This window comes from Brevundimonas vesicularis (assembly GCF_027886425.1).
In the GTDB taxonomy this organism is placed as follows: Bacteria; Pseudomonadota; Alphaproteobacteria; order Caulobacterales; family Caulobacteraceae; genus Brevundimonas; species Brevundimonas vesicularis_C.
The window spans coordinates 2,732,840-2,749,854 of record NZ_CP115671.1; the positions used below are offsets into that span (position 1 = coordinate 2,732,840).

Annotated in this window: 22 protein-coding genes; 15 read left to right on the forward strand and 7 right to left on the reverse strand. The window is 66.7% G+C overall.

Features of this window, described 5'->3' with window-relative positions; translation table 11 throughout:
* Positions 1-70: 70 nt before the first annotated feature.
* The 4 genes from purB (at position 71) to PFY01_RS13880 (ending at position 3,389) form a co-directional block, all read left to right on the forward strand.
* Positions 71-1,369: an adenylosuccinate lyase gene (gene purB / locus PFY01_RS13865; RefSeq protein WP_137722239.1), complete on the forward strand. Its 1,299-nt coding sequence runs from the start codon at positions 71-73 to the stop codon at positions 1,367-1,369.
* Between the two features lie 4 nt (positions 1,370-1,373).
* Positions 1,374-2,105 carry a 2OG-Fe(II) oxygenase gene (locus PFY01_RS13870; RefSeq protein ID WP_199059060.1) on the forward strand — a complete coding sequence of 244 codons (732 nt, stop codon included), beginning with the start codon at positions 1,374-1,376 and terminating at the stop codon, positions 2,103-2,105.
* Positions 2,102-2,608 (forward strand): DNA-deoxyinosine glycosylase, encoded by a 507-nt coding sequence (locus PFY01_RS13875; protein WP_271041721.1) that lies wholly within the window; start codon positions 2,102-2,104, stop codon positions 2,606-2,608. Before PFY01_RS13870 ends, PFY01_RS13875 begins: the two co-directional genes overlap by 4 nt.
* A 151-nt stretch (positions 2,609-2,759) precedes the next feature.
* Positions 2,760-3,389, forward strand: coding sequence for a fasciclin domain-containing protein (locus PFY01_RS13880; protein ID WP_271041722.1), 630 nt, complete (start codon positions 2,760-2,762; stop codon positions 3,387-3,389).
* Between the two features lie 184 nt (positions 3,390-3,573).
* Here PFY01_RS13880 and PFY01_RS13885 read toward each other — a convergent pair whose 3' ends face one another.
* Positions 3,574-3,897 (reverse strand): DUF1476 domain-containing protein, encoded by a 324-nt coding sequence (locus tag PFY01_RS13885; RefSeq protein WP_039244540.1) that lies wholly within the window; start codon positions 3,895-3,897, stop codon positions 3,574-3,576.
* Positions 3,898-4,186: 289 nt separating this feature from the next.
* Between PFY01_RS13885 and purC the strand changes: the two genes are divergently transcribed.
* The 5 genes from purC (at position 4,187) to purQ (ending at position 7,731) form a co-directional block, all read left to right on the forward strand.
* Positions 4,187-4,945 carry a phosphoribosylaminoimidazolesuccinocarboxamide synthase gene (gene purC / locus PFY01_RS13890; protein ID WP_055752965.1) on the forward strand — a complete coding sequence of 253 codons (759 nt, stop codon included), beginning with the start codon at positions 4,187-4,189 and terminating at the stop codon, positions 4,943-4,945.
* Positions 4,945-5,196, forward strand: coding sequence for a phosphoribosylformylglycinamidine synthase subunit PurS (gene purS, locus PFY01_RS13895; protein WP_055805975.1), 252 nt, complete (start codon positions 4,945-4,947; stop codon positions 5,194-5,196). Before purC ends, purS begins: the two co-directional genes overlap by 1 nt.
* 96 nt (positions 5,197-5,292) lie before the next feature.
* Complete coding sequence (locus tag PFY01_RS13900) at positions 5,293-5,772, forward strand: YbhB/YbcL family Raf kinase inhibitor-like protein (protein ID WP_271041723.1); 480 nt, start codon at positions 5,293-5,295, stop codon at positions 5,770-5,772.
* Between the two features lie 60 nt (positions 5,773-5,832).
* On the forward strand, positions 5,833-7,035 hold the full coding sequence (locus PFY01_RS13905) for an MFS transporter (RefSeq protein ID WP_271041724.1): 1,203 nt from the start codon (positions 5,833-5,835) through the stop codon (positions 7,033-7,035).
* A 33-nt stretch (positions 7,036-7,068) separates the two neighbouring features.
* Complete coding sequence (gene purQ, locus PFY01_RS13910) at positions 7,069-7,731, forward strand: phosphoribosylformylglycinamidine synthase subunit PurQ (RefSeq protein WP_017504766.1); 663 nt, start codon at positions 7,069-7,071, stop codon at positions 7,729-7,731.
* Here purQ and PFY01_RS13915 read toward each other — a convergent pair whose 3' ends face one another.
* Positions 7,732-7,956 carry a hypothetical protein gene (locus PFY01_RS13915; RefSeq protein WP_271041725.1) on the reverse strand — a complete coding sequence of 75 codons (225 nt, stop codon included), beginning with the start codon at positions 7,954-7,956 and terminating at the stop codon, positions 7,732-7,734.
* Positions 7,957-8,012: 56 nt separating this feature from the next.
* The gene (locus tag PFY01_RS13920) at positions 8,013-8,432 is read right to left on the reverse strand and encodes a hypothetical protein (RefSeq protein WP_271041726.1); all 420 of its coding nucleotides are present in this window, start codon (positions 8,430-8,432) and stop codon (positions 8,013-8,015) included.
* Between the two features lie 75 nt (positions 8,433-8,507).
* On the opposite strand from PFY01_RS13920, the gene PFY01_RS13925 reads away from it, so the two are divergent.
* Entirely contained in the window at positions 8,508-9,305 is a 798-nt protein-coding gene (locus PFY01_RS13925; protein ID WP_271041727.1) for a hypothetical protein, read from the forward strand.
* Positions 9,306-9,308: 3 nt separating this feature from the next.
* Here PFY01_RS13925 and PFY01_RS13930 read toward each other — a convergent pair whose 3' ends face one another.
* Together PFY01_RS13930 and PFY01_RS13935 are read right to left on the reverse strand one after the other, a co-directional pair.
* Positions 9,309-9,554, reverse strand: a complete 246-nt coding sequence (locus tag PFY01_RS13930) for a hypothetical protein (RefSeq protein ID WP_055752957.1) — start codon at positions 9,552-9,554, stop codon at positions 9,309-9,311.
* Positions 9,551-9,691: a hypothetical protein gene (locus tag PFY01_RS13935; RefSeq protein ID WP_153922446.1), complete on the reverse strand. Its 141-nt coding sequence runs from the start codon at positions 9,689-9,691 to the stop codon at positions 9,551-9,553. The genes PFY01_RS13930 and PFY01_RS13935 overlap by 4 nt, the downstream gene beginning before the upstream one ends.
* Positions 9,692-9,801: 110 nt before the next feature.
* Between PFY01_RS13935 and purL the strand changes: the two genes are divergently transcribed.
* From purL to PFY01_RS13960, 5 genes are all read left to right on the forward strand, one after another.
* The gene (gene purL / locus PFY01_RS13940; RefSeq protein ID WP_271041728.1) at positions 9,802-12,018 is read left to right on the forward strand and encodes a phosphoribosylformylglycinamidine synthase subunit PurL; all 2,217 of its coding nucleotides are present in this window, start codon (positions 9,802-9,804) and stop codon (positions 12,016-12,018) included.
* Positions 12,015-12,464, forward strand: coding sequence for a DUF305 domain-containing protein (locus tag PFY01_RS13945; RefSeq protein ID WP_066549998.1), 450 nt, complete (start codon positions 12,015-12,017; stop codon positions 12,462-12,464). Before purL ends, PFY01_RS13945 begins: the two co-directional genes overlap by 4 nt.
* Positions 12,465-12,466: 2 nt before the next feature.
* Positions 12,467-12,928: a hypothetical protein gene (locus tag PFY01_RS13950; protein WP_271041729.1), complete on the forward strand. Its 462-nt coding sequence runs from the start codon at positions 12,467-12,469 to the stop codon at positions 12,926-12,928.
* 94 nt (positions 12,929-13,022) lie between these two features.
* Complete coding sequence (locus PFY01_RS13955; protein WP_271041730.1) at positions 13,023-14,426, forward strand: cytochrome P450; 1,404 nt, start codon at positions 13,023-13,025, stop codon at positions 14,424-14,426.
* Between the two features lie 72 nt (positions 14,427-14,498).
* Positions 14,499-15,590 carry a glycosyltransferase family 4 protein gene (locus PFY01_RS13960; protein ID WP_271041731.1) on the forward strand — a complete coding sequence of 364 codons (1,092 nt, stop codon included), beginning with the start codon at positions 14,499-14,501 and terminating at the stop codon, positions 15,588-15,590.
* Here PFY01_RS13960 and PFY01_RS13965 read toward each other — a convergent pair.
* On the reverse strand, positions 15,569-16,390 hold the full coding sequence (locus PFY01_RS13965; protein ID WP_055752952.1) for a TIGR00282 family metallophosphoesterase: 822 nt from the start codon (positions 16,388-16,390) through the stop codon (positions 15,569-15,571). The genes PFY01_RS13960 and PFY01_RS13965 overlap by 22 nt on opposite strands.
* Before the next feature lie 10 nt (positions 16,391-16,400).
* Positions 16,401-16,949 (reverse strand): 5-formyltetrahydrofolate cyclo-ligase, encoded by a 549-nt coding sequence (locus PFY01_RS13970; protein ID WP_271041732.1) that lies wholly within the window; start codon positions 16,947-16,949, stop codon positions 16,401-16,403.
* Between the last annotated feature and the right edge of the window lie 66 nt (positions 16,950-17,015).

Consider the following 17,015-nt stretch of genomic DNA (forward strand, 5'->3'; position numbering starts at 1 on the left):
GCCTCCAAAGTCAACCGCGCCGTCCCGCAAACCTTGACTCCGCGCCCCCCACGACCGACACGACCCGCCCATGATCACGCGCTACTCCCGCCCCGTCGCCGCCGCCATCTGGTCCCAGGAAACCAAGTACAAGATCTGGTTCGAGATCGAGGCCCACGCCGCCACGAAGATGGCCGAGCTGGGCGTGATCCCCAAGGAATCGGCCGACGCCATCTGGGCCAAGGGCAAGGATGCGACCTTCGACGCCGACCGCATCGACGAGATCGAACGCACCACCAAACACGACGTCATCGCCTTCCTGACGCACGTCGCCGAGATCGTCGGCGAAGAAGCCCGTTTCCTGCACCAGGGCATGACCTCTTCGGACGTGCTGGACACCTGTTTCGCGGTTCAGCTGGCGCGCTCTTCGGACCTGCTGATCGAGGGCGTTGATCGGGTTCTGGCCGCGCTGGAGACCCGCGCTAAGGAGCATAAATACACCCCGACCGTGGGCCGTTCGCACGGCATCCACGCCGAGCCCGTCACCTTCGGCCTGAAGCTGGCCGGCTATCACGCCGAGTTCCAGCGCGCCAAACGCCGCCTGATCACCGCCAAGGAAGAGATCGCCACCTGCGCCATTTCGGGCGCCGTCGGCACCTTCGCCAACGTCGATCCGGCGGTCGAACAGTATGTCGCCGACCAGATGGGCCTGACGGTCGAGCCGGTCTCGACCCAGGTCATCCCGCGCGACCGCCACGCCGCTTTCTTCGCCGCCCTGGGCGTCGTCGCCAGCTCGGTCGAACGTCTCGCCGTCGAGATCCGCCACCTGCAACGCACCGAAGTCCTCGAAGCCGAGGAGTTCTTCGACAAGGGTCAAAAGGGCTCGTCGGCGATGCCGCACAAGCGCAACCCGATACTGACCGAGAACCTGACCGGCCTGGCCCGTCTGGTCCGTTCTGCCGTGACGCCCGCGATGGAGAACGTCGCCCTGTGGCATGAGCGGGACATCAGCCACTCCTCGGTCGAACGCGGCATCGGCCCGGACGCCACCATCCACCTGGACTTCGCCCTGCACCGTCTGGCGAATGTGGTCGAGCGGCTGAACGTCTACCCAGAGAATATGCAGAAGAACATCGACCGCCTGGGCGGTCTGGTGCACTCGCAGCGGGTGATGCTGGCCCTGACCCAGGCCGGCGTGTCGCGCGAAGACGCCTATGCCGCCGTTCAGGAGAACGCCATGAAGGTCTGGCGCGGCGAAGGCGCCTTCCTGGATTTCCTGAAGGCCGACGACCGCGTCACCCTGCCCGCCGACCAGCTCGAAGCCCTGTTCGACCTCGGCTACCACACCAAGAACGTGGACGTGGTGTTCAAGCGGGTGTTCGGAGACTGACGTCATGAGCGAGCGCACGATCCGGCTCAATCCCCGGCTCGATCCCCGCGACTATGCGGCGGCCTATGCGCGCGACGGCATGGTGCAGGTGCCCGATCTGCTGGATGAGGTCAGCGCCGAATGGTTGGAGCTTGCGCTCGAACACGACACGGCTTGGCATCTGTCCTTGAAGACGCCGGAAGGCGGCAAGCTGCTGTCGCCGCAAGACATGCAGGCCATGGGCAGAGATGCTATCGGCGCCCAGATGCAGCGCGCGCTGGGGGAGGGTCGCGACGGTTTCTCCTTCATCTATCTGGCTTATCCGATCATCACGACCTTGCTCACCGGCAAGGACGAGGGCCATGCGACGCACGCCCTGGTGCAGTTCTTCAACGACACGCCCTTCACCACATTCGCCAAGGCGGTGACCGGCGAAGCCAGCGTGACCAAGATCGACGCGCAAGCCACCTGGTTCCGGCCCGGCGACTTCCTGACCCAGCACGACGACACGGGCGTGGGCGAGCGACGGGCGGCCTATACGCTGGGTCTGTCGCGCGATTGGCGGCCAGATTGGGGCGGCCAGTTGCTGTTTCACGACGCCAACGGCGATATCGAGCGCGGGTTCAAGCCGGGCTTCAACGTCTGGACGGTGTTCAAGACGCCCCGCCAGCACTCCGTCGCGCCGGTCGCCGCCTACGCCGGCGGCAAGCGCCGCTCGATCACCGGCTGGCTGCGCGACGACCCGCCGGTCAAGTGACGGATCACACGGGCGATCGCAGGCTGGGGTTCGCACCCGTCGTCGATGCGGAAACCCGATTGTTGATCCTGGGCAGTTTGCCCGGCGACGCCTCGCTGAAGGCGGCGCAATACTACGCCCATCCGCGCAACGCCTTTTGGCCCCTGATCGGCGGTGTGTTGGGCGAGGACCTTGTAACCCTTCGCTATGAGCAGCGGCTGGATCGATTGACGGCGCGCGGCGTGGGCCTGTGGGATGTGATTGCGTCGGCGGAAAGGTCGGGCAGTTTGGATGCCGCGATCCGCTCGCCGGAGGCGGCTGATCTGCGCGGCCTGATCGGCAGCTTGCCGCGGCTGAGAGCGGTCGCCTTCAACGGCAAGCTGGCGGCCAAGTTGGGACGGCGCATTATCGGCGACGTCGCAGGCGTTCGCCTTATCGACCTACCCTCATCCAGCCCCGCTCATGCGATTCCACTGCCAAGCAAGGCGAACAGCTGGAATTCGTTGACTGATCTGGTAGAGTGATAGGTCTCTTGCTGCGAAGCAGCATAGAAATGCGCGCGAAAACTGAATGGTGAAGCTGCGATGTCTTGTCGCGCGGCATGCATCCATTGTGCGGTGTCGTGCGTAACGTTCCCGTTACCGCCTTGAGAGCGGCCCAAAGGGAACGAAACACATGACCAAACTTCGCAATCTTATGCTCGTCGCCGTCTCCGGCGGCGCGCTGATGGCGCTCGGCGCCTGCGGCAACGAGCCGGCCGCCACGACTCCGGCGGAATCGACCGCCATGGCTCCGGCCGACGGCGCCGCCATGGCCCCCGCGACCGACCCGATGGTGGGCGGCGCTGCCATGAGCCCGAACGAAACGATCGTCGCCAACGCCTCCAAAGCCTCCAACCTGACCACCCTGGTCGCCGCCGTGAAGGCCGCCGGCCTGGTCGACACCCTGCAAGGCGCGGGTCCGTTCACGGTCTTCGCCCCTGACAACGCCGCCTTCGACAAGATCCCCGAGGCGACGCGCACCAGCCTGATGCAGCCGGCGATGAAGGCTGATCTGACCAAGATCCTGACCTACCACGTGGTCGCCGGTCGTCTGACGGCCGCCGATATCGCAGCCCAGGCCGAGGCCAACGGCGGCACCGCCACGCTGAAGACGGTTCAGGGCGAAGAACTGAAGGTTTCGGCCGGCCCGAACAACACCTGGGTCATAACCGACGCCAAGGGCGGCAAGTCCACGATCACCCAAGCCGACGTGGGCCAATCGAACGGCGTCGTCCACGTCGTCGACACGGTTCTGATGCCGTAAAAATATTTGGTTTTGGGCGGCGACGCCTGAAACCAAATCTCGGCCCTGGTGTTCTTCAGGGGCGCGAGACGCACAGTACGCCGGGTGAGACATCCCCCCAACGTCCCCGGCAAGAAGAAAGGGCCGCACTTTCCCCCGGGTGCGGCCCTTTCGAATTCTCAGATCAGTCCAAAGACCGAGGCAATTACTCGCCGGCGCGAATCTGCTCGCGGGCGATCGAGGCCAGTTCGTCGATCTTGGAGCGAATCTCGCCCTCCGACACCGACAGGCCCGAGGCCTTGAAGTCGCCGGCAACCTTGCGGAACACGTCCTCGTCTCCCGGCTGTTCGAAATCGGCGCGCACTACGGCGGCGGCGTACTGGTCCGCGCTTTCGCTCGACAAGCCCATCTTTTCCGCAGCCCAAAGGCCCAGCATCCGGTTGCGCCGGGCGATGGCCTTGAACTCCTGCTCCTGATCGAGGGCGTATTTGGCTTCGAAGGCCTTTTCCCGATCGTCGAAGGTCGTCATTTCGCTCAGCAAAGCTCCGTCCACCCCGCTAACGTCGGGGCAAGCGCCGTCTATAGACCGCCCGCCCGCGAACGCAACCTGACTTCCGTCGCATGGACATCCTGTCCCCAATGATTGCGGCGCCGGCCATCCTCATTTGTATCGAGGGCCGCCTTCGGCTAAGGAGACCCCGAACGAGATTGACTGCCCGAACGATTCCGAAACGCGCCGCCAGGACCGGGTCTTCCCCCTCCACATATGGCCGCGCGATTTTTGTTTCTGGAGGGCGCCCGTAAGCCGGGACCGGACCATGAACAGCAAGCGCAAGAAGATCTACGAAGGCAAGGCCAAGATCCTGTACGAAGGACCCGAGCCCGGCACCCTGATCCAGTACTTCAAGGACGACGCCACCGCCTTCAATGCGCAGAAGAAGGCCGTTCTCGAAGGCAAGGGCGTGGTGAACAACCAGATCAGCGAGTTCATAATGTCGCGCCTGAACGGCATCGGCGTGACCAACCATTTCATCAAGCGTCTGAACCTGCGCGAGCAGCTGATCCGCGAAGTCGAGATCATTCCGCTGGAAGTCGTGTGCCGCAACATCGTCGCCGGCTCGATGAGCCAGCGCCTTGGCATCGAGGAAGGCACGCCCCTGCCCCGCTCGATCATCGAGTTCTATTACAAGAAGGATGAGCTCAACGACCCGATGGTCACCGAAGAGCACATCACCGCCTTCAACTGGGCCTCGACCCAGGAGCTGGACGATATGCTGGCGATGACGGTGCGGGTGAACGACTATCTTTCCGGCATGTTCAGCGCCGTCGGCATCACCCTGGTCGACTTCAAGATCGAGTTCGGCCGGGTGTGGGAAAACGACTTCAGCCGCGTCCTGCTGGCCGACGAGATCAGCCCCGACAGCTGCCGCCTGTGGGACGCCTCGACCGGCGAGAAGCTGGACAAGGACCGCTTCCGCCGCGATCTGGGCAATGTGATTGAAAGCTATACCGAAGTCGCGCGTCGCCTGGGCATCATGAAAGGCATGCCGACGGTGATTCAGGGAGGACTGCACTGATGGCCCCAACCGCTTCAAGCAAGGTCAAGGTTCACGTCTTCCTCAAGCCGGGCGTCCTGGATGTGCAGGGCAAGGCCGTCGAAGGCGCATTGCAAGGCCTGGGTTGGTCGGGCGTTTCCAACGCCCGCGTCGGCAAGCTGATCGAGTTCGACCTCGCCGGCGCCGAAGACCCGCAAGGCGAAGCCAAGAAGATGTGCGAGCAGCTGCTCGCCAACACGGTGATCGAAAGCTACCGCATCGAGGCGGCGTAAAGCCTGCTGTCTCCTCTCCCATGTCGCGGGAAGGAGACGGTTGCATCCTTCGGCATCGACGCCAGTTTAGCAGACGGCTTGATTGACGGAGCGCCCATGACCTTCACCCTCACCTCCACCGATATCCAGGACGGCGGCGTGCTGCCGGACGCCCAGGTGCACGCCAAGGGCAACCAATCGCCCCAACTGTCATGGTCCGGCGCGCCGGAGGAAACCAAGAGCTATGCGATCACCTGCTTTGATCCCGATGCGCCGACCGGCTCGGGCTTCTGGCACTGGACGGTGGCCAATATTCCGGCGGATGTGACCGAGTTGCCGTCCGGCGCCGGTTCGCCGGGCGGGCATCTGCCCCAAAGCGCCATCCAGGGCCGCACCGACTATGGTCAGCCCGGTTTCGGCGGCGCCGCCCCGCCCCCCGGCCATGGCCCGCACCGTTACATCTTCACCGTCTTTGCGGTGGATGTCGAAAGCCTGGACGTCACCGCCGACAACTCCGGCGCCGTGTTCGGCTTCAACCTGCATTTCCACACCTTGGCCAAGGCGTCGATCACGGCGACCTACGAAAACAAAGCGTGATCGTTGCGGGGCGGCGTCGCCCTTGTGGCGTCATGAACGCTGATTAGTGTGCAGCGCAACATGACCGACGCCGCCCTCGACACCCACCTTCCCGTCCGCTCACGCGGGGCGGTCGCCCTTGTGCTGATCGCCTTGGCCATGGGCGGGTTCGCGATCGGCGTGACCGAGTTCGCGGCCATGAGCATCCTGCCGGACTTCGCCGCCGGGCTTGGCGTCGATGCGCCGACCGCCGGCCATGTCATCAGCGCCTATGCCGCCGGCGTCGTGGTCGGCGCGCCGATCCTGGCCGTTCTGGGCGCGCGATATCCGCGCTGGCTGCTGTTGATCGCCTTCATGGCCCTGTTCGCCATCGGCAATGTGGCCAGCGCCTTGGCCCCGACCTATCACTGGATGCTGGTCTTTCGCTTCCTCAGCGGCCTGCCGCACGGGGCCTATTTCGGCGTGGCGGCCCTGGTCGCGGCCTCGATCGTACCCCTGCATTTTCGTACGCGCGCGGTCTCGACCATCCTGATGGGGCTGACGGTCGGGACCGTTCTGGGCGTGCCTGTCGTCAACATGATCAGCCATGCCCACGGCTGGCGCTGGACCTTCGCCATCGTCGGCGTGCTGGCGGTTCTCACCATGGCGCTGGTCGCTCTGTTCGCACCGCGGGATCCGGCCCACCCCGACGCCAGCCCCTGGCGCGAGTTGGGCGCCTTGAAGCGCAGCCAGGTCTGGCTGACGCTGGGCGTGGGCGCCATTGGCTTTGGCGGCATGTTCGCGGTTTACGCCTATCTCGCCTCGACGCTTGAGGCGGTGACGGGCGCCAGCCCCGGTGTGCTGCCGTGGGTCTTCGCCGTGTTCGGCGTGGGCATGTTCCTGGGCAATATCCTGGGGGCCTGGGCGGCGGATCATCTGGGGTTCAAGGCGGCCGGCGGCCTGTTGCTATGGAGCGCGGCGGCGTTGGCGCTTTATCCGCTGGCGGCGCCCCACCTGTGGGCCGTGATGGTCGTGGTCTTCCTGATCGGCGGCGGAGGCGGCCTGGGTTCGATCCTCCAGACGCGGCTGATGGACGTCGCCGGCGACGCCCAGACCCTGGCGGCGGCGCTCAACCATTCGGCGTTCAACACGGCCAACGCCATCGGCCCGCTGCTGGGCGGGATGGCGATCGCGGCGGGCTATGGCTGGGCCTCGACCGGCTGGGTCGGCATGGGCCTGTCCCTGGGCGGCTTTGTCATCTTCCTGATCGCCTGGCTGACCGGTCGGGCGCGCGCGACGGCCTGACAAGGCGAAAGAACCCTGCTAAAGGCCCGCGCCATGAGCGCAGCCGTCATCGTCTTCCCCGGTTCCAACTGTGATCGCGACTGCAAGGTCGCCGTCGAACGCTCCACCGGCGAGCCGGTCTCGATGGTGTGGCACGCCGAGACCGAACTGCCGCAAGGTCTGGACCTGATCGTCATTCCCGGCGGCTTCTCCTATGGCGACTATCTGCGCTGCGGCGCCATGGCGGCCCAGTCGCCGGTGATGCAGGCGGTCAAGAAGGCCGCGGACGACGGCGTCGCCGTGGTCGGCATCTGCAACGGCTTCCAGATCCTGTGCGAGGCGGGAATGCTGCCCGGCGCCCTGCTGCGCAACAAGGGTCTGAAATACGTCTGCAAGCCCATCGCCCTGACCGTCGCCAACGGCCAGACCCGCTTCACCGCCGGCTATCAGGGCCAGCGCGAAGTGACGATGACCCAGGGCAACGGCGACGGAAACTTCTTCGCCGACGCCGAAACCCTGGCCCGGATCGAGGGCGAGGGTCAGGTCGTCTTCCGCTACGTCGACAATCCCAACGGCTCGGTCAACGATATCGCCGGCATCCAGAACGCGCGCGGCAACGTTCTGGGCATGATGCCCCACCCGGACCGCGCCTTCGAAGCCGAACTGGGCTCCGCCGACGGCGCGACCCTGTTCCAGAGCATTTACGCGGCCGCCTGATCAGTCGGCGTCGTCGACGTCCTGAACGGCCAGGCTTTCGTCCAGTTCGTCAGCGTCGGTCGACGCGCCGTCTTTAGAGCCTTCGTCCTCATCCGGCGTAACCACGCCGCCCGGTTCGCGCTGGGCGGCCAGCTCGCGGGCGCCGACGCCGAGGCCCTGTTCGATGGCGCGGTTGGCGGCGACTTCGTCTTCGAGCGAGGGCTGGGTGTTTTCGGTATCGGCCATGATGGGCTCCTGCGTGTGGAATGCCTCTGACAACCACGCGGTCGAGCCGATTGTTCCTAACGGCCGAAAAACGGCTCCAGACTGGCGCGGGACAGCGGGCGGAAGATCAGGAACTGACCGTCCACCGTCACCGTGACCTCATGCGCTTGAGGGCGCTGCAGCAGAGCGGGATCGTCGAGCGACACGGCGCGGCCTGAGGCGATATCGCGCGCATCCAGCGCCGGCGTCGTCGGCCGCCCGTTCTCGTTGGCGAGAGCCGACAGGAAACCCCGCACCTCATTGGCCTGCTGCTGAGGCGTCAAGGCTGCGCGAACGCGTAACCAGGCGGTCTGGATCGTGGACGGCAGGGGCGCTCCGCTCGTCTGGGCGGACGCCTGGCTCGCTGCCACGACGATCGCGATCATCAGCGCCGGCAGGGAGGCTTTGAGCGTCATGTCGAGCAGGATGAAGCCGCCGCCCGCCAATGCAAGCTTCACTTTTATGCCGCTCGCGGTGAACCTTCTGGCGTGGCGAGGCGTAAAGGCGGGAACAAGCGTCGCATTGGAAATCGAATGTCCTCCATCATCCGTCCCACGCCCCGCCAACGCACCCGTCGTCTGGTCGTCCTGGCCGCCGCCCTGTTCGCCATCGTCGTGCCCCTGGTTCAGAACCTGGCGGGCCTGGGCCTGAACCAGGCCGAGTTCGCCGCAGACGGCAACAGCACCCTGCGCGTTGCGGGCTACGCCTTCTCGATCTGGGGCCTGATCTATATCGGCATTCTGGCCTATGCGATCCGTCAGGCCCTGCCGCAGACCGGCGAAAGCCCGCTGCTGGGCCGGATGGGTCTGCCGTCCGCCGTCGCCTTTTTCGGCATCGGCTTCTGGATCATCGTGGCGGCGCTGAACCTGAAAGCCGCCAGCGTGGGCGTGATCTTCGCCTCGCTGATCGCGTTGTTGCTGCCGATGCTGGCCGTATCCGGCCATATCCGCGCGCTGCGGATGTTCGATCGCGAGCGCATCCTGCTGGTCTGGCCGCTCGCGGCACTGGCGGGCTGGCTGACGGTGGCTGCGCCGTTGAACCTGATCACGACGGCGACCGCGTTCAACGCCCTGCCCGCCGCTCTGCCGCCTGACCTGTGGGCCATCGTCGCCATCGTCGCCGTCACGGTCGTCGCCTTGGCGGTGACGGCGGTGCTGCGCACCCTCGCCTATCCGCTGCCGACGGCCTGGGGCCTTCTGGGCGCGTTCGTCGCCGAACAGGCGGATAAGCCGACCGTCGCCTTTACGGCTCTGGCCGGCGCGATCGTCCTGCTGATTGGCGGCCTGCTGCTGACCTTCCGCCTGCGACCGGGCGTCGAACGCGCTCGCTAAGCCTCAGGGTTTGTCGGTGACCGCGTCGTCCTGAGGCGCATGGTCGTCGGCGCCCACGTCGAAGGCGCCGGTTTCGTCGAAGCCGACGCTGCCGACCCCGACGGCCGAACCGGTCAGCCGCTGACGACGGCTGGCCAGAGCCGCTTGCGGCGCCGCGGCGTCCATCTCCGCAGTGGTTTCAGGATCATTTGAACGATCCATCTGCTGGCCCGAGGCCGGGACGATGCGGTCGGTGTGGGGCTTGCTCACGCCTCGTCCTCCTCGGCATCATCGGCCTGTTTCTGAGCCCGCTCGGCCAAGGCGGAGGCGCCGGCGTCGTCGGCGGCGATCTCGGGCAGGTCGTCATCTTCGGGGGTGGCGGCGGGGTCGATGGGCGTGTCGGTCATAGAGGCTCCTTTGGCTGTCGACGAAATCAACCACCTGCGATGGACGATGTTCCCCGTTCTTGCGCCGCGCGGGCTGACATTCGGCCCATCTGCGGCTAGAAGCGCCGCCCATGAGCGCTCCGCAAAAGACCATGGCTGAACTGGCCGCCGAATACGGCCTGGCCCCCAATGAATATCAGGTCGTCCTCGACCGACTGGGGCGCGAGCCCAACCACGTCGAGCTGGGCGTCTTCTCGGTCATGTGGTCCGAGCACTGCTCCTACAAATCGTCCAAGATCCACTTGGGCAAGTTCCCCACGACCGGAGAGCGCGTCATCTGCGGGCCAGGCGAGAACGCCGGCGTGATCGACATCGACGACGGCGACGCCTGCATCTTCAAGATGGAGAGCCACAACCACCCATCCTACATCGAACCCTATCAGGGTGCGGCGACCGGCGTGGGCGGCATCATGCGCGACGTCTTCACCATGGGCGCCCGGCCGGTGGCCCTGCTGAACGCCCTGCGTTTCGGCGATCCCAGCCATGAGAAGACCAAGCGTCTGGTCAAGGGTGTCGTCTCGGGCATCGGCGGCTATGGCAACTGCGTCGGCGTGCCCACGGTCGCGGGCGAGACCAACTTCCACAAGGGCTACAACGGCAATATCCTGGTCAACGCCATGTGCGTCGGCCTGGCCCGCGCCGACGAAATCTATTATTCGGCCGCGCCGGAGGCGGGCCATGACGTGGTCTATTTCGGCTCCAAGACCGGCCGCGACGGCATTCACGGCGCCACCATGTCCTCGACCGAGTTCGACGACGAGTCGGAGGCCAAACGCCCCACGGTTCAGGTCGGCGACCCCTTCGCCGAAAAGCTGCTGATCGAGGCGACGCTGGAGCTGATGGCGTCCGGCGCCGTCGCCGCCATTCAGGACATGGGCGCGGCGGGCTTGACCTCCTCCTCCGTCGAAATGGCGGGCAAGGGCGGCGTCGGCATCGAACTGAACCTCGATAAGGTGCCCCAGCGCGAAACCGGCATGACGGCCTATGAGATGATGCTGTCGGAAAGCCAGGAGCGGATGCTGGCGGTGCTGAAGCCCGGCTATGAGGACGTCGGCTATCGCATCTTCCAGAAGTGGGGCCTGGACTTCGCTATCATCGGCGTGACCACCGACACCGGCCATCTGGTGCTGAAGCATCACGGCGAGACCGTCTGCGACGTGCCGCTGGCGCCCCTGTTCGACGACGCGCCCCTGTATGACCGCCCGTGGGTCCAGCCGGCGCTTCAGCCCAAGCTGAACCACTCGGACATTCCTGCGCCCGAAAACTGGGCTGATGCGGTGATGAAGGTCGTCGCCTGCCCCGACATGGCCTCCAAGCGCTGGATCTGGGAACAGTACGACCGCCACGTCATGGCCGACACGCTGCAGGACTCCTCGACCGGCGCCGACGCCGGCGTGGTGCGCGTGCATGGCACGGACAAGGGTCTGGCCGTCACCTCGGACTGCACCCCCCGCTACGTCCAGAACGACCCCTATGAGGGCGGCAAACAGGCGGTGGCCGAGGCCTGGCGCAACCTGACGGCCGTGGGCTCGCGTCCGATCGCCATCACGGACAACCTGAACTTTGGCAATCCGCAGCGCCCGGAGATCATGGGCCAGATCGTGCGCGCCATCGACGGGATGGCCGAGGCCTGCCGCGAACTGGTGTTCCCGGTCGTGAGCGGAAACGTGTCGCTCTATAACGAGACCAACGGCGTCGCCATTCCGCCGACCCCGACCGTGGGCGCCGTCGGCCTGCTGCCCAACTACGACGTGGTGACCGGCTTCTCGACCATGGCCGAAGGCGATGCGCTGGTCCTGATCGGCCAGACCCAGGGTGAACTGGGCGCCTCCATCTATCTGCGCGAGGTCCTGGGCCGTGAGGACGGCGCTCCGCCGCCCGTGGACCTAAAGCTCGAAAAGAAGACCGGTGATTTCGTGCGCGACCGGATCGAGGCGGGCGAGCTGACCGTGGTTCACGACCTCTCGGACGGCGGCCTGATCGGCGCCGCCGCCGATCTCGTGCTGGCCTCCGACGTCGGCGTGACCCTGGACGCCTCCAGCGCGGCCCACGCCCACATCTTCCTCTTCGCCGAGGATCAGGCCCGTTACCTGGTCGCCGTCCCCGACGCCGACGCCATCATCGCCAAGGCGCGCGAGGCGGGTCTGCACGCTTCGGTTGTCGGCCATGCGGGTGGCGCCGCCTTCGCCTCCAAGGGCGACAAGGGCGAACTGTTCAGCATCCCTATCGCCCACCTGCGCGAATGGCACGAAGGCTGGATGCCGGGTTGGCTGGGCGACGCCGTATGATCCGCGTCCTGACGCCGCTCGCCCTGCTCGGCCTGCTGAGCGCCTGCGATGGCGGCGGCGATCCGGTGCAGCAGGCGCTTCGGGATACCTCCGCCGCCAACCAGGCTGCGGCGGCGCGCACGACGGAACAGATGGAAGCCGCGGGTCATGCCGGTCACGACATGGGCGGCTCTACCCCCGAAGCCACGTCTGGAGATCGGGCCTTCGCCGCCTCCGAGGCCGAGATGCACCGCAAGATGGCCGCCGCCTCGGGTCAGACGATCGATCAGGCCTATGTCGCCAAGATGATCGCCCACCACGAAGGCGCCGTCGCCATGGCCAAGGTCGCCCTGCGCGACAGCCGCGACCCCGAAATCCGCCGCATGGCCCAGAGCGTCGTCGACACGCAGACGCGCGAGATCGCCGAGATGAAGGCCTGGGCGCCGACCGCCCCTCCGGCGAACTGAGATTGGCCAAGGGACCCTATCGCGGCGGCGGAAAGCCAGCGGCGCCCACCCGCATCAAGGCTCCGTCGACTGGGCGCCCGTCGTCCAAGCCTTCGCAGATCACCAAAGACGAGCTGAGGCATTTCGCCTTTCGTGATCGCTCCAAAGAGGCATTTCTGGACGAGCTCGACCCCCTGCTCCGCGCCTGTTTCAAAAGCGGCTTCACCCGGCCTAACGAGGTCGCCGGCCTGCTGAACAAGGCGGGAAAGAGCACCGCCTGCGGCCAGCCGTGGACGCCTCACCTGGTCTGGGGTCTTCAACGCTTCCTTTTCGAAAGGCGCGAAAAGAAGAGAGCGGCTCAAGCCGCGGCCCCCGCAGCGACGATTTCAAAACCCGCCGTGTCCAGCCAGCGCGCGAAAGATCTGGCTGCTGAAGATATGACGCGCTTGCTCGCCGCGATCGGCAGGGCGCGCCCGTCGCGTTGACTTCGCATTGATCCCGCATGAACGCAGGAGCCGGATGGCGCGTTTCAGAAGCGATGCGCCTGGCTGAACCGGCGACTTGAACAGGGAGCGTCTGATGGACGCGACGACCGCCGACACCATTTTCCGCCCTGCCATACCGCCCCGGCGCGCGGGCAAACCACTGTCGCTGCTGCCCTTCCTGTGGATCAGCTGGCGCGATCCGATCCAGATGTGGTCCGAGCGGCATTTCACCGAGCCGCAACTGCATGGATCTTCGGCCTTTGGCGAAATCCTGGTTGTCAGCCATCCCGAGGGCGTGCGGCATGTCCTGACCGAGAACGCCGCCAACTATGTGAAGGGCGATCTGCAACGGCGTGTGCTGGGGCCGATGCTGGCCGAGGGCCTGCTGCTGACCGAGGGCGAGGTCTGGCGTCGCGCCCGGCGTATCCTCGCGCCCCTGTTCACCCCCACCAAGATGGCGACGCTGAACGCCCGGATGGCCGAGGTCTGTCACACGCGCGTGGCCGCCTGGTCGCTGTCGGCGCGCGGGCGGGTGCTGGATATCGACAGCGAAATGTCGGGCCTGACCTTCGACATCCTGTCCGCGACCATGTTCTCGGACGAGCTGGGCGGTGAGGCGCGCGGTTTCGAGCGGGCGTTGAACCAGTTCTTGGCCAACGGCGCGCGCATCGATCCGCTGGACGTGCTGGGCGCGCCGGACTGGGCGCCGCGCTTGGGCCGGCTGGCCAGTTTCCGCTCGGCCCGCTTCTTCGAGCAGCGCGTCACGAAGCTGGTCGAGGCCCGACGCGCCCGGATCGAGCGTGGCGTCGAAACGGGCGATGCGCCGCCGGCCGATCTGCTCAGCGCGCTTCTGCTGGCGCGGGATGAGAACGGCGGTCCGGGTCTGACCGACGAAGAGGTCGCGGCCAACATTCTGACCTTCATCCTGGCGGGGCACGAGACGACGGCCCGCGCCCTGGGCTGGACCCTGCATCTGCTGTCGCGCCAGCCGGAGTATTTGGCGCGGCTCCAGGCCGAGGCCGACGCCTTCGACGTCTCCGATCCCAAATGGGCCGAGGCCCTGCCCTGGACCCGGGCCGTGCTGGAGGAGACGATGCGCCTGTTTCCGCCCGCCCCGACCATGGCCCGCAAGGCCCTGGCCGACGACGAGATCGGCGGACAGACGATCAAGGCCGGCGCCACCGTCATCATCTCGCCGTGGATCCTCCAGCGTCACCAGCTGTTGTGGGACGACCCAGACGCCTTCAAGCCCGAGCGGTTCCTGCCTGAGAACCGCAAGGCCATTGATCGCTACGCCTACATCCCATTCAGCGCCGGACCTCGCGTCTGCATCGGCGCCGCCTTCGCTCTGCAGGAGGCGATGATCGCCTTGGCCGCCATCCTGCGCATCGCCGATGTCGAGGCCCTGACCACGGTGGAACCCCGTCCGGTCCACCAGATCACCCTGCGCAGCCGCCAGCCCATGCGATTGCGGCTGAGGGCGAGGCGCAGAGGCTGACCGAGCAGCGCCGTCGCCGTTCCGCCACGAACCGTCTATAGGTCGCGCCGACCTTCCCACTGGAGGCGACCTTTGCGCACCGCCATCCTGCTCCCTCCGGGCTGCCTGTTTTCCGAAGCCCAGCCGAACTCGATGGAGACGGTGGTGCGGACGATGGCGGGCGTCGATCAGGGCGGCGAGACGCGCATCTTCTGCTGCCAAGGCGCGGACGACGGCGTTTCAGCAAGCGTGGACGCCCTGCCGGCGGGGCGTAGCCGCATGCCGACACTTGTCGAACGGCTGCGCGCCTTTCGACCTGATGTGATCGAACATCATCAGCAGGTTAAACAGGCGCTGGCGGTGCAGCAGGCCCTGCCCGATACGCCTCACCTGCTCTATCGCCACAACGCCCTGCGCCCGCCGCGCCACCCCATCGACCGATGGCGTTATCGGGCGCGTTATGAGCGGCTGGACGGCCTGGTCTTTGTCAGCGTGGCGGAGCGCGACGCCTTCGTGCGCACCTTCCCCGATCTGCATAACCGGGCGTTTGCGGTGCCCAACCCCATCGACGCCGGCGCGTGGCTGGCCTCGCCCGAGAATCGACAGACGGTGATCGCCTTCGCTGGTCGCGCCATGCCGGAAAAGGGCGTCGATGTGCTGTGCGCCGCCCTGCCCGCAGTTCTGGACGCCCACCCCGACTGGCGCGCGGTGTTGATGCTGAATGACTGGGACGACCACGCCCGATGGGCCGCCCGACACGTCGCGCCTCTGGAACGGCATGGCGACCGGGTGGAGGTGCTGAAGTCCGCGCCCTTGGCCGAGGTTCGCCTGCGGATGCAGACGGCCGCCATCGCCCTGACGCCCTCGGTCTGGGACGAGCCGTTCGGACTGACGGCGATCGAGGCCCATGCGGCCGGCGCAGCCCTGATTTCTTCCGGGCGCGGCGGCCTGCGCGAAGCCAGCGGTCCGCACGCCCTCTACATCGACGCAGTGACGCCGAAGACATTGGCGGCGGCGATGGACCGGCTGATCTCATCACCCGAGGAACGATTGGCGCTGGCGCGATCCGCACAGGCCTATGTGCTGGAGACCCATACGCCCGAGCGCCGCGCTGCCGAGCTGATGGCCGTGCGCCAGACCGTGATCGACCGTCGTCGGGCGCGTCAGACGACCGGGATCGCCTGAGACAACCGCCCGCCGACGCGGATCGGCTCGACCCGCTTGGCCAAACCCGTCCGGTCGTCGGTCTCGACGAAGACCCCGCACACGGTTGCCGGGCCGGAGGCCGGCATGTAGCGGCCGCCCGAAATCCGGGTGGTGAAGCGGCGAAGCGGCTCTTCCTTTTCGTTGCCGATCACGCTGTCGTAGTCGCAGCAGCCCCCGGCATCGGTCTGATAGGCCGTGCCGCCCGGCAGGATCTGGCAGTCGGCGGTGGGCACATGGGTGTGGGTGCCCACGACCAGCGACGCGCGCCCGTCGCAGAAATGGCCCATGGCCATCTTCTCGGACGTGACCTCGGCATGCATGTCCACGATGACGGCGTCGGCCACCGCGCCCAACGGCGCCGCCGCCAGCTCGCGCTCCACCGCGCCGAACGGATCGTCCATCGGGTCCATATGCACCCGGCCCAGCACGTTCATGACTAGGACCGTCCGGCCCGAATGGGTCTCGAACAGATTGGCCCCGGCGCCTGGCGCATCCATCAGGCGCGGATAGTTGGCCGGCCGGATCAGGCGCGGCTCGCGCACGATATAGGTCAGGGCCTCGCGTTGGTCCCAGCTGTGGTTGCCCAGCGTCAGGCAGTCGGCGCCCGCCATGAACAGCTCGCGCGCCGTGTTCTCGGTGATGCCGAAGCCGCCCGCGGCGTTCTCCGCATTCACGACCACGAAGTCGAGCTTCAGGTCCCGCTTCAGGCCCGGAAGATGATCGCTGATCCCGTCACGGCCGGACTTGCCGATGACGTCGCCGAAAAATGCCAGTCTCATGCAAAAAGTCTCATTCGAAAGCCGTATAGCCGGTCTCGGTCAGAACGCCATGCAGTCGAATGTCGTGCGGCTCCAACGCCAGCCGCTCGACCCTTTGGCCGGCGTAGGCGAAACCGATGCGGATGGCGTCGGGTCGCGCGGCGAAGGTCCGGTCATAATAGCCGCCGCCCTGCCCCAGGCGCCCGCCCTGATCGTCAAAGGCCAGCAGCGGCGTCAGGATCAGGTCCGGCATGACGACCTCGGCCAGCGGCAGCGGCGCGGGGCATCCGGCGGCGTCCACCTCCAGCGGCTCACCGGGCGACCAGGCGCGGAACTCCATCGGCGCGTCGCGCTGGACCACGACCGGCAGGCACAGCCGGCGGCCCGCCGCCTCCAGCGCCGCGGCCAGGGCGTCGGTATCCAGCTCCGACCCCATGGCGCGATAGAGCGCGACGATCCGAGCGGCAGGAAGCGCATCGACATGGTCCGCTGCCCGGCTGGCGGCCAGCGGATCTGCCTCGGCCAGACGCTTGCGCAAGGCGCGGGCAGCCGATCGAAGTTCGTGCTTGTCCTGGATCATCGAACCGCCCCTGCGAACGCGTGCTCATGCAGCGAGCCGCCGCGCGGCGAGCGATAGCACATCACG

Bases quoted from the DNA above. Each gene is read 5' to 3' on its own strand.
- purB (WP_137722239.1), top strand. From the start codon at position 71: ATGATCACGCGCTACTCCCGCCCCGTCGCCGCCGCCATCTGGTCCCAG.
- purC (WP_055752965.1), top strand. From the start codon at position 4,187: ATGAACAGCAAGCGCAAGAAGATCTACGAAGGCAAGGCCAAGATCCTG.
- PFY01_RS13880 (WP_271041722.1), top strand. From the start codon at position 2,760: ATGACCAAACTTCGCAATCTTATGCTCGTCGCCGTCTCCGGCGGCGCG.
- purQ (WP_017504766.1), top strand. From the start codon at position 7,069: ATGAGCGCAGCCGTCATCGTCTTCCCCGGTTCCAACTGTGATCGCGAC.
- PFY01_RS13935 (WP_153922446.1), bottom strand. From the start codon at position 9,691: ATGACCGACACGCCCATCGACCCCGCCGCCACCCCCGAAGATGACGAC.
- PFY01_RS13870 (WP_199059060.1), top strand. From the start codon at position 1,374: ATGAGCGAGCGCACGATCCGGCTCAATCCCCGGCTCGATCCCCGCGAC.
- PFY01_RS13900 (WP_271041723.1), top strand. From the start codon at position 5,293: ATGACCTTCACCCTCACCTCCACCGATATCCAGGACGGCGGCGTGCTG.
- PFY01_RS13945 (WP_066549998.1), top strand. From the start codon at position 12,015: ATGATCCGCGTCCTGACGCCGCTCGCCCTGCTCGGCCTGCTGAGCGCC.
- PFY01_RS13965 (WP_055752952.1), bottom strand. From the start codon at position 16,390: ATGAGACTGGCATTTTTCGGCGACGTCATCGGCAAGTCCGGCCGTGAC.
- PFY01_RS13905 (WP_271041724.1), top strand. From the start codon at position 5,833: ATGACCGACGCCGCCCTCGACACCCACCTTCCCGTCCGCTCACGCGGG.
- PFY01_RS13925 (WP_271041727.1), top strand. From the start codon at position 8,508: ATGTCCTCCATCATCCGTCCCACGCCCCGCCAACGCACCCGTCGTCTG.
- PFY01_RS13915 (WP_271041725.1), bottom strand. From the start codon at position 7,956: ATGGCCGATACCGAAAACACCCAGCCCTCGCTCGAAGACGAAGTCGCC.
- purS (WP_055805975.1), top strand. From the start codon at position 4,945: ATGGCCCCAACCGCTTCAAGCAAGGTCAAGGTTCACGTCTTCCTCAAG.
- PFY01_RS13885 (WP_039244540.1), bottom strand. From the start codon at position 3,897: ATGACGACCTTCGACGATCGGGAAAAGGCCTTCGAAGCCAAATACGCC.
- PFY01_RS13955 (WP_271041730.1), top strand. From the start codon at position 13,023: ATGGACGCGACGACCGCCGACACCATTTTCCGCCCTGCCATACCGCCC.
- purL (WP_271041728.1), top strand. From the start codon at position 9,802: ATGAGCGCTCCGCAAAAGACCATGGCTGAACTGGCCGCCGAATACGGC.
- PFY01_RS13970 (WP_271041732.1), bottom strand. From the start codon at position 16,949: ATGATCCAGGACAAGCACGAACTTCGATCGGCTGCCCGCGCCTTGCGC.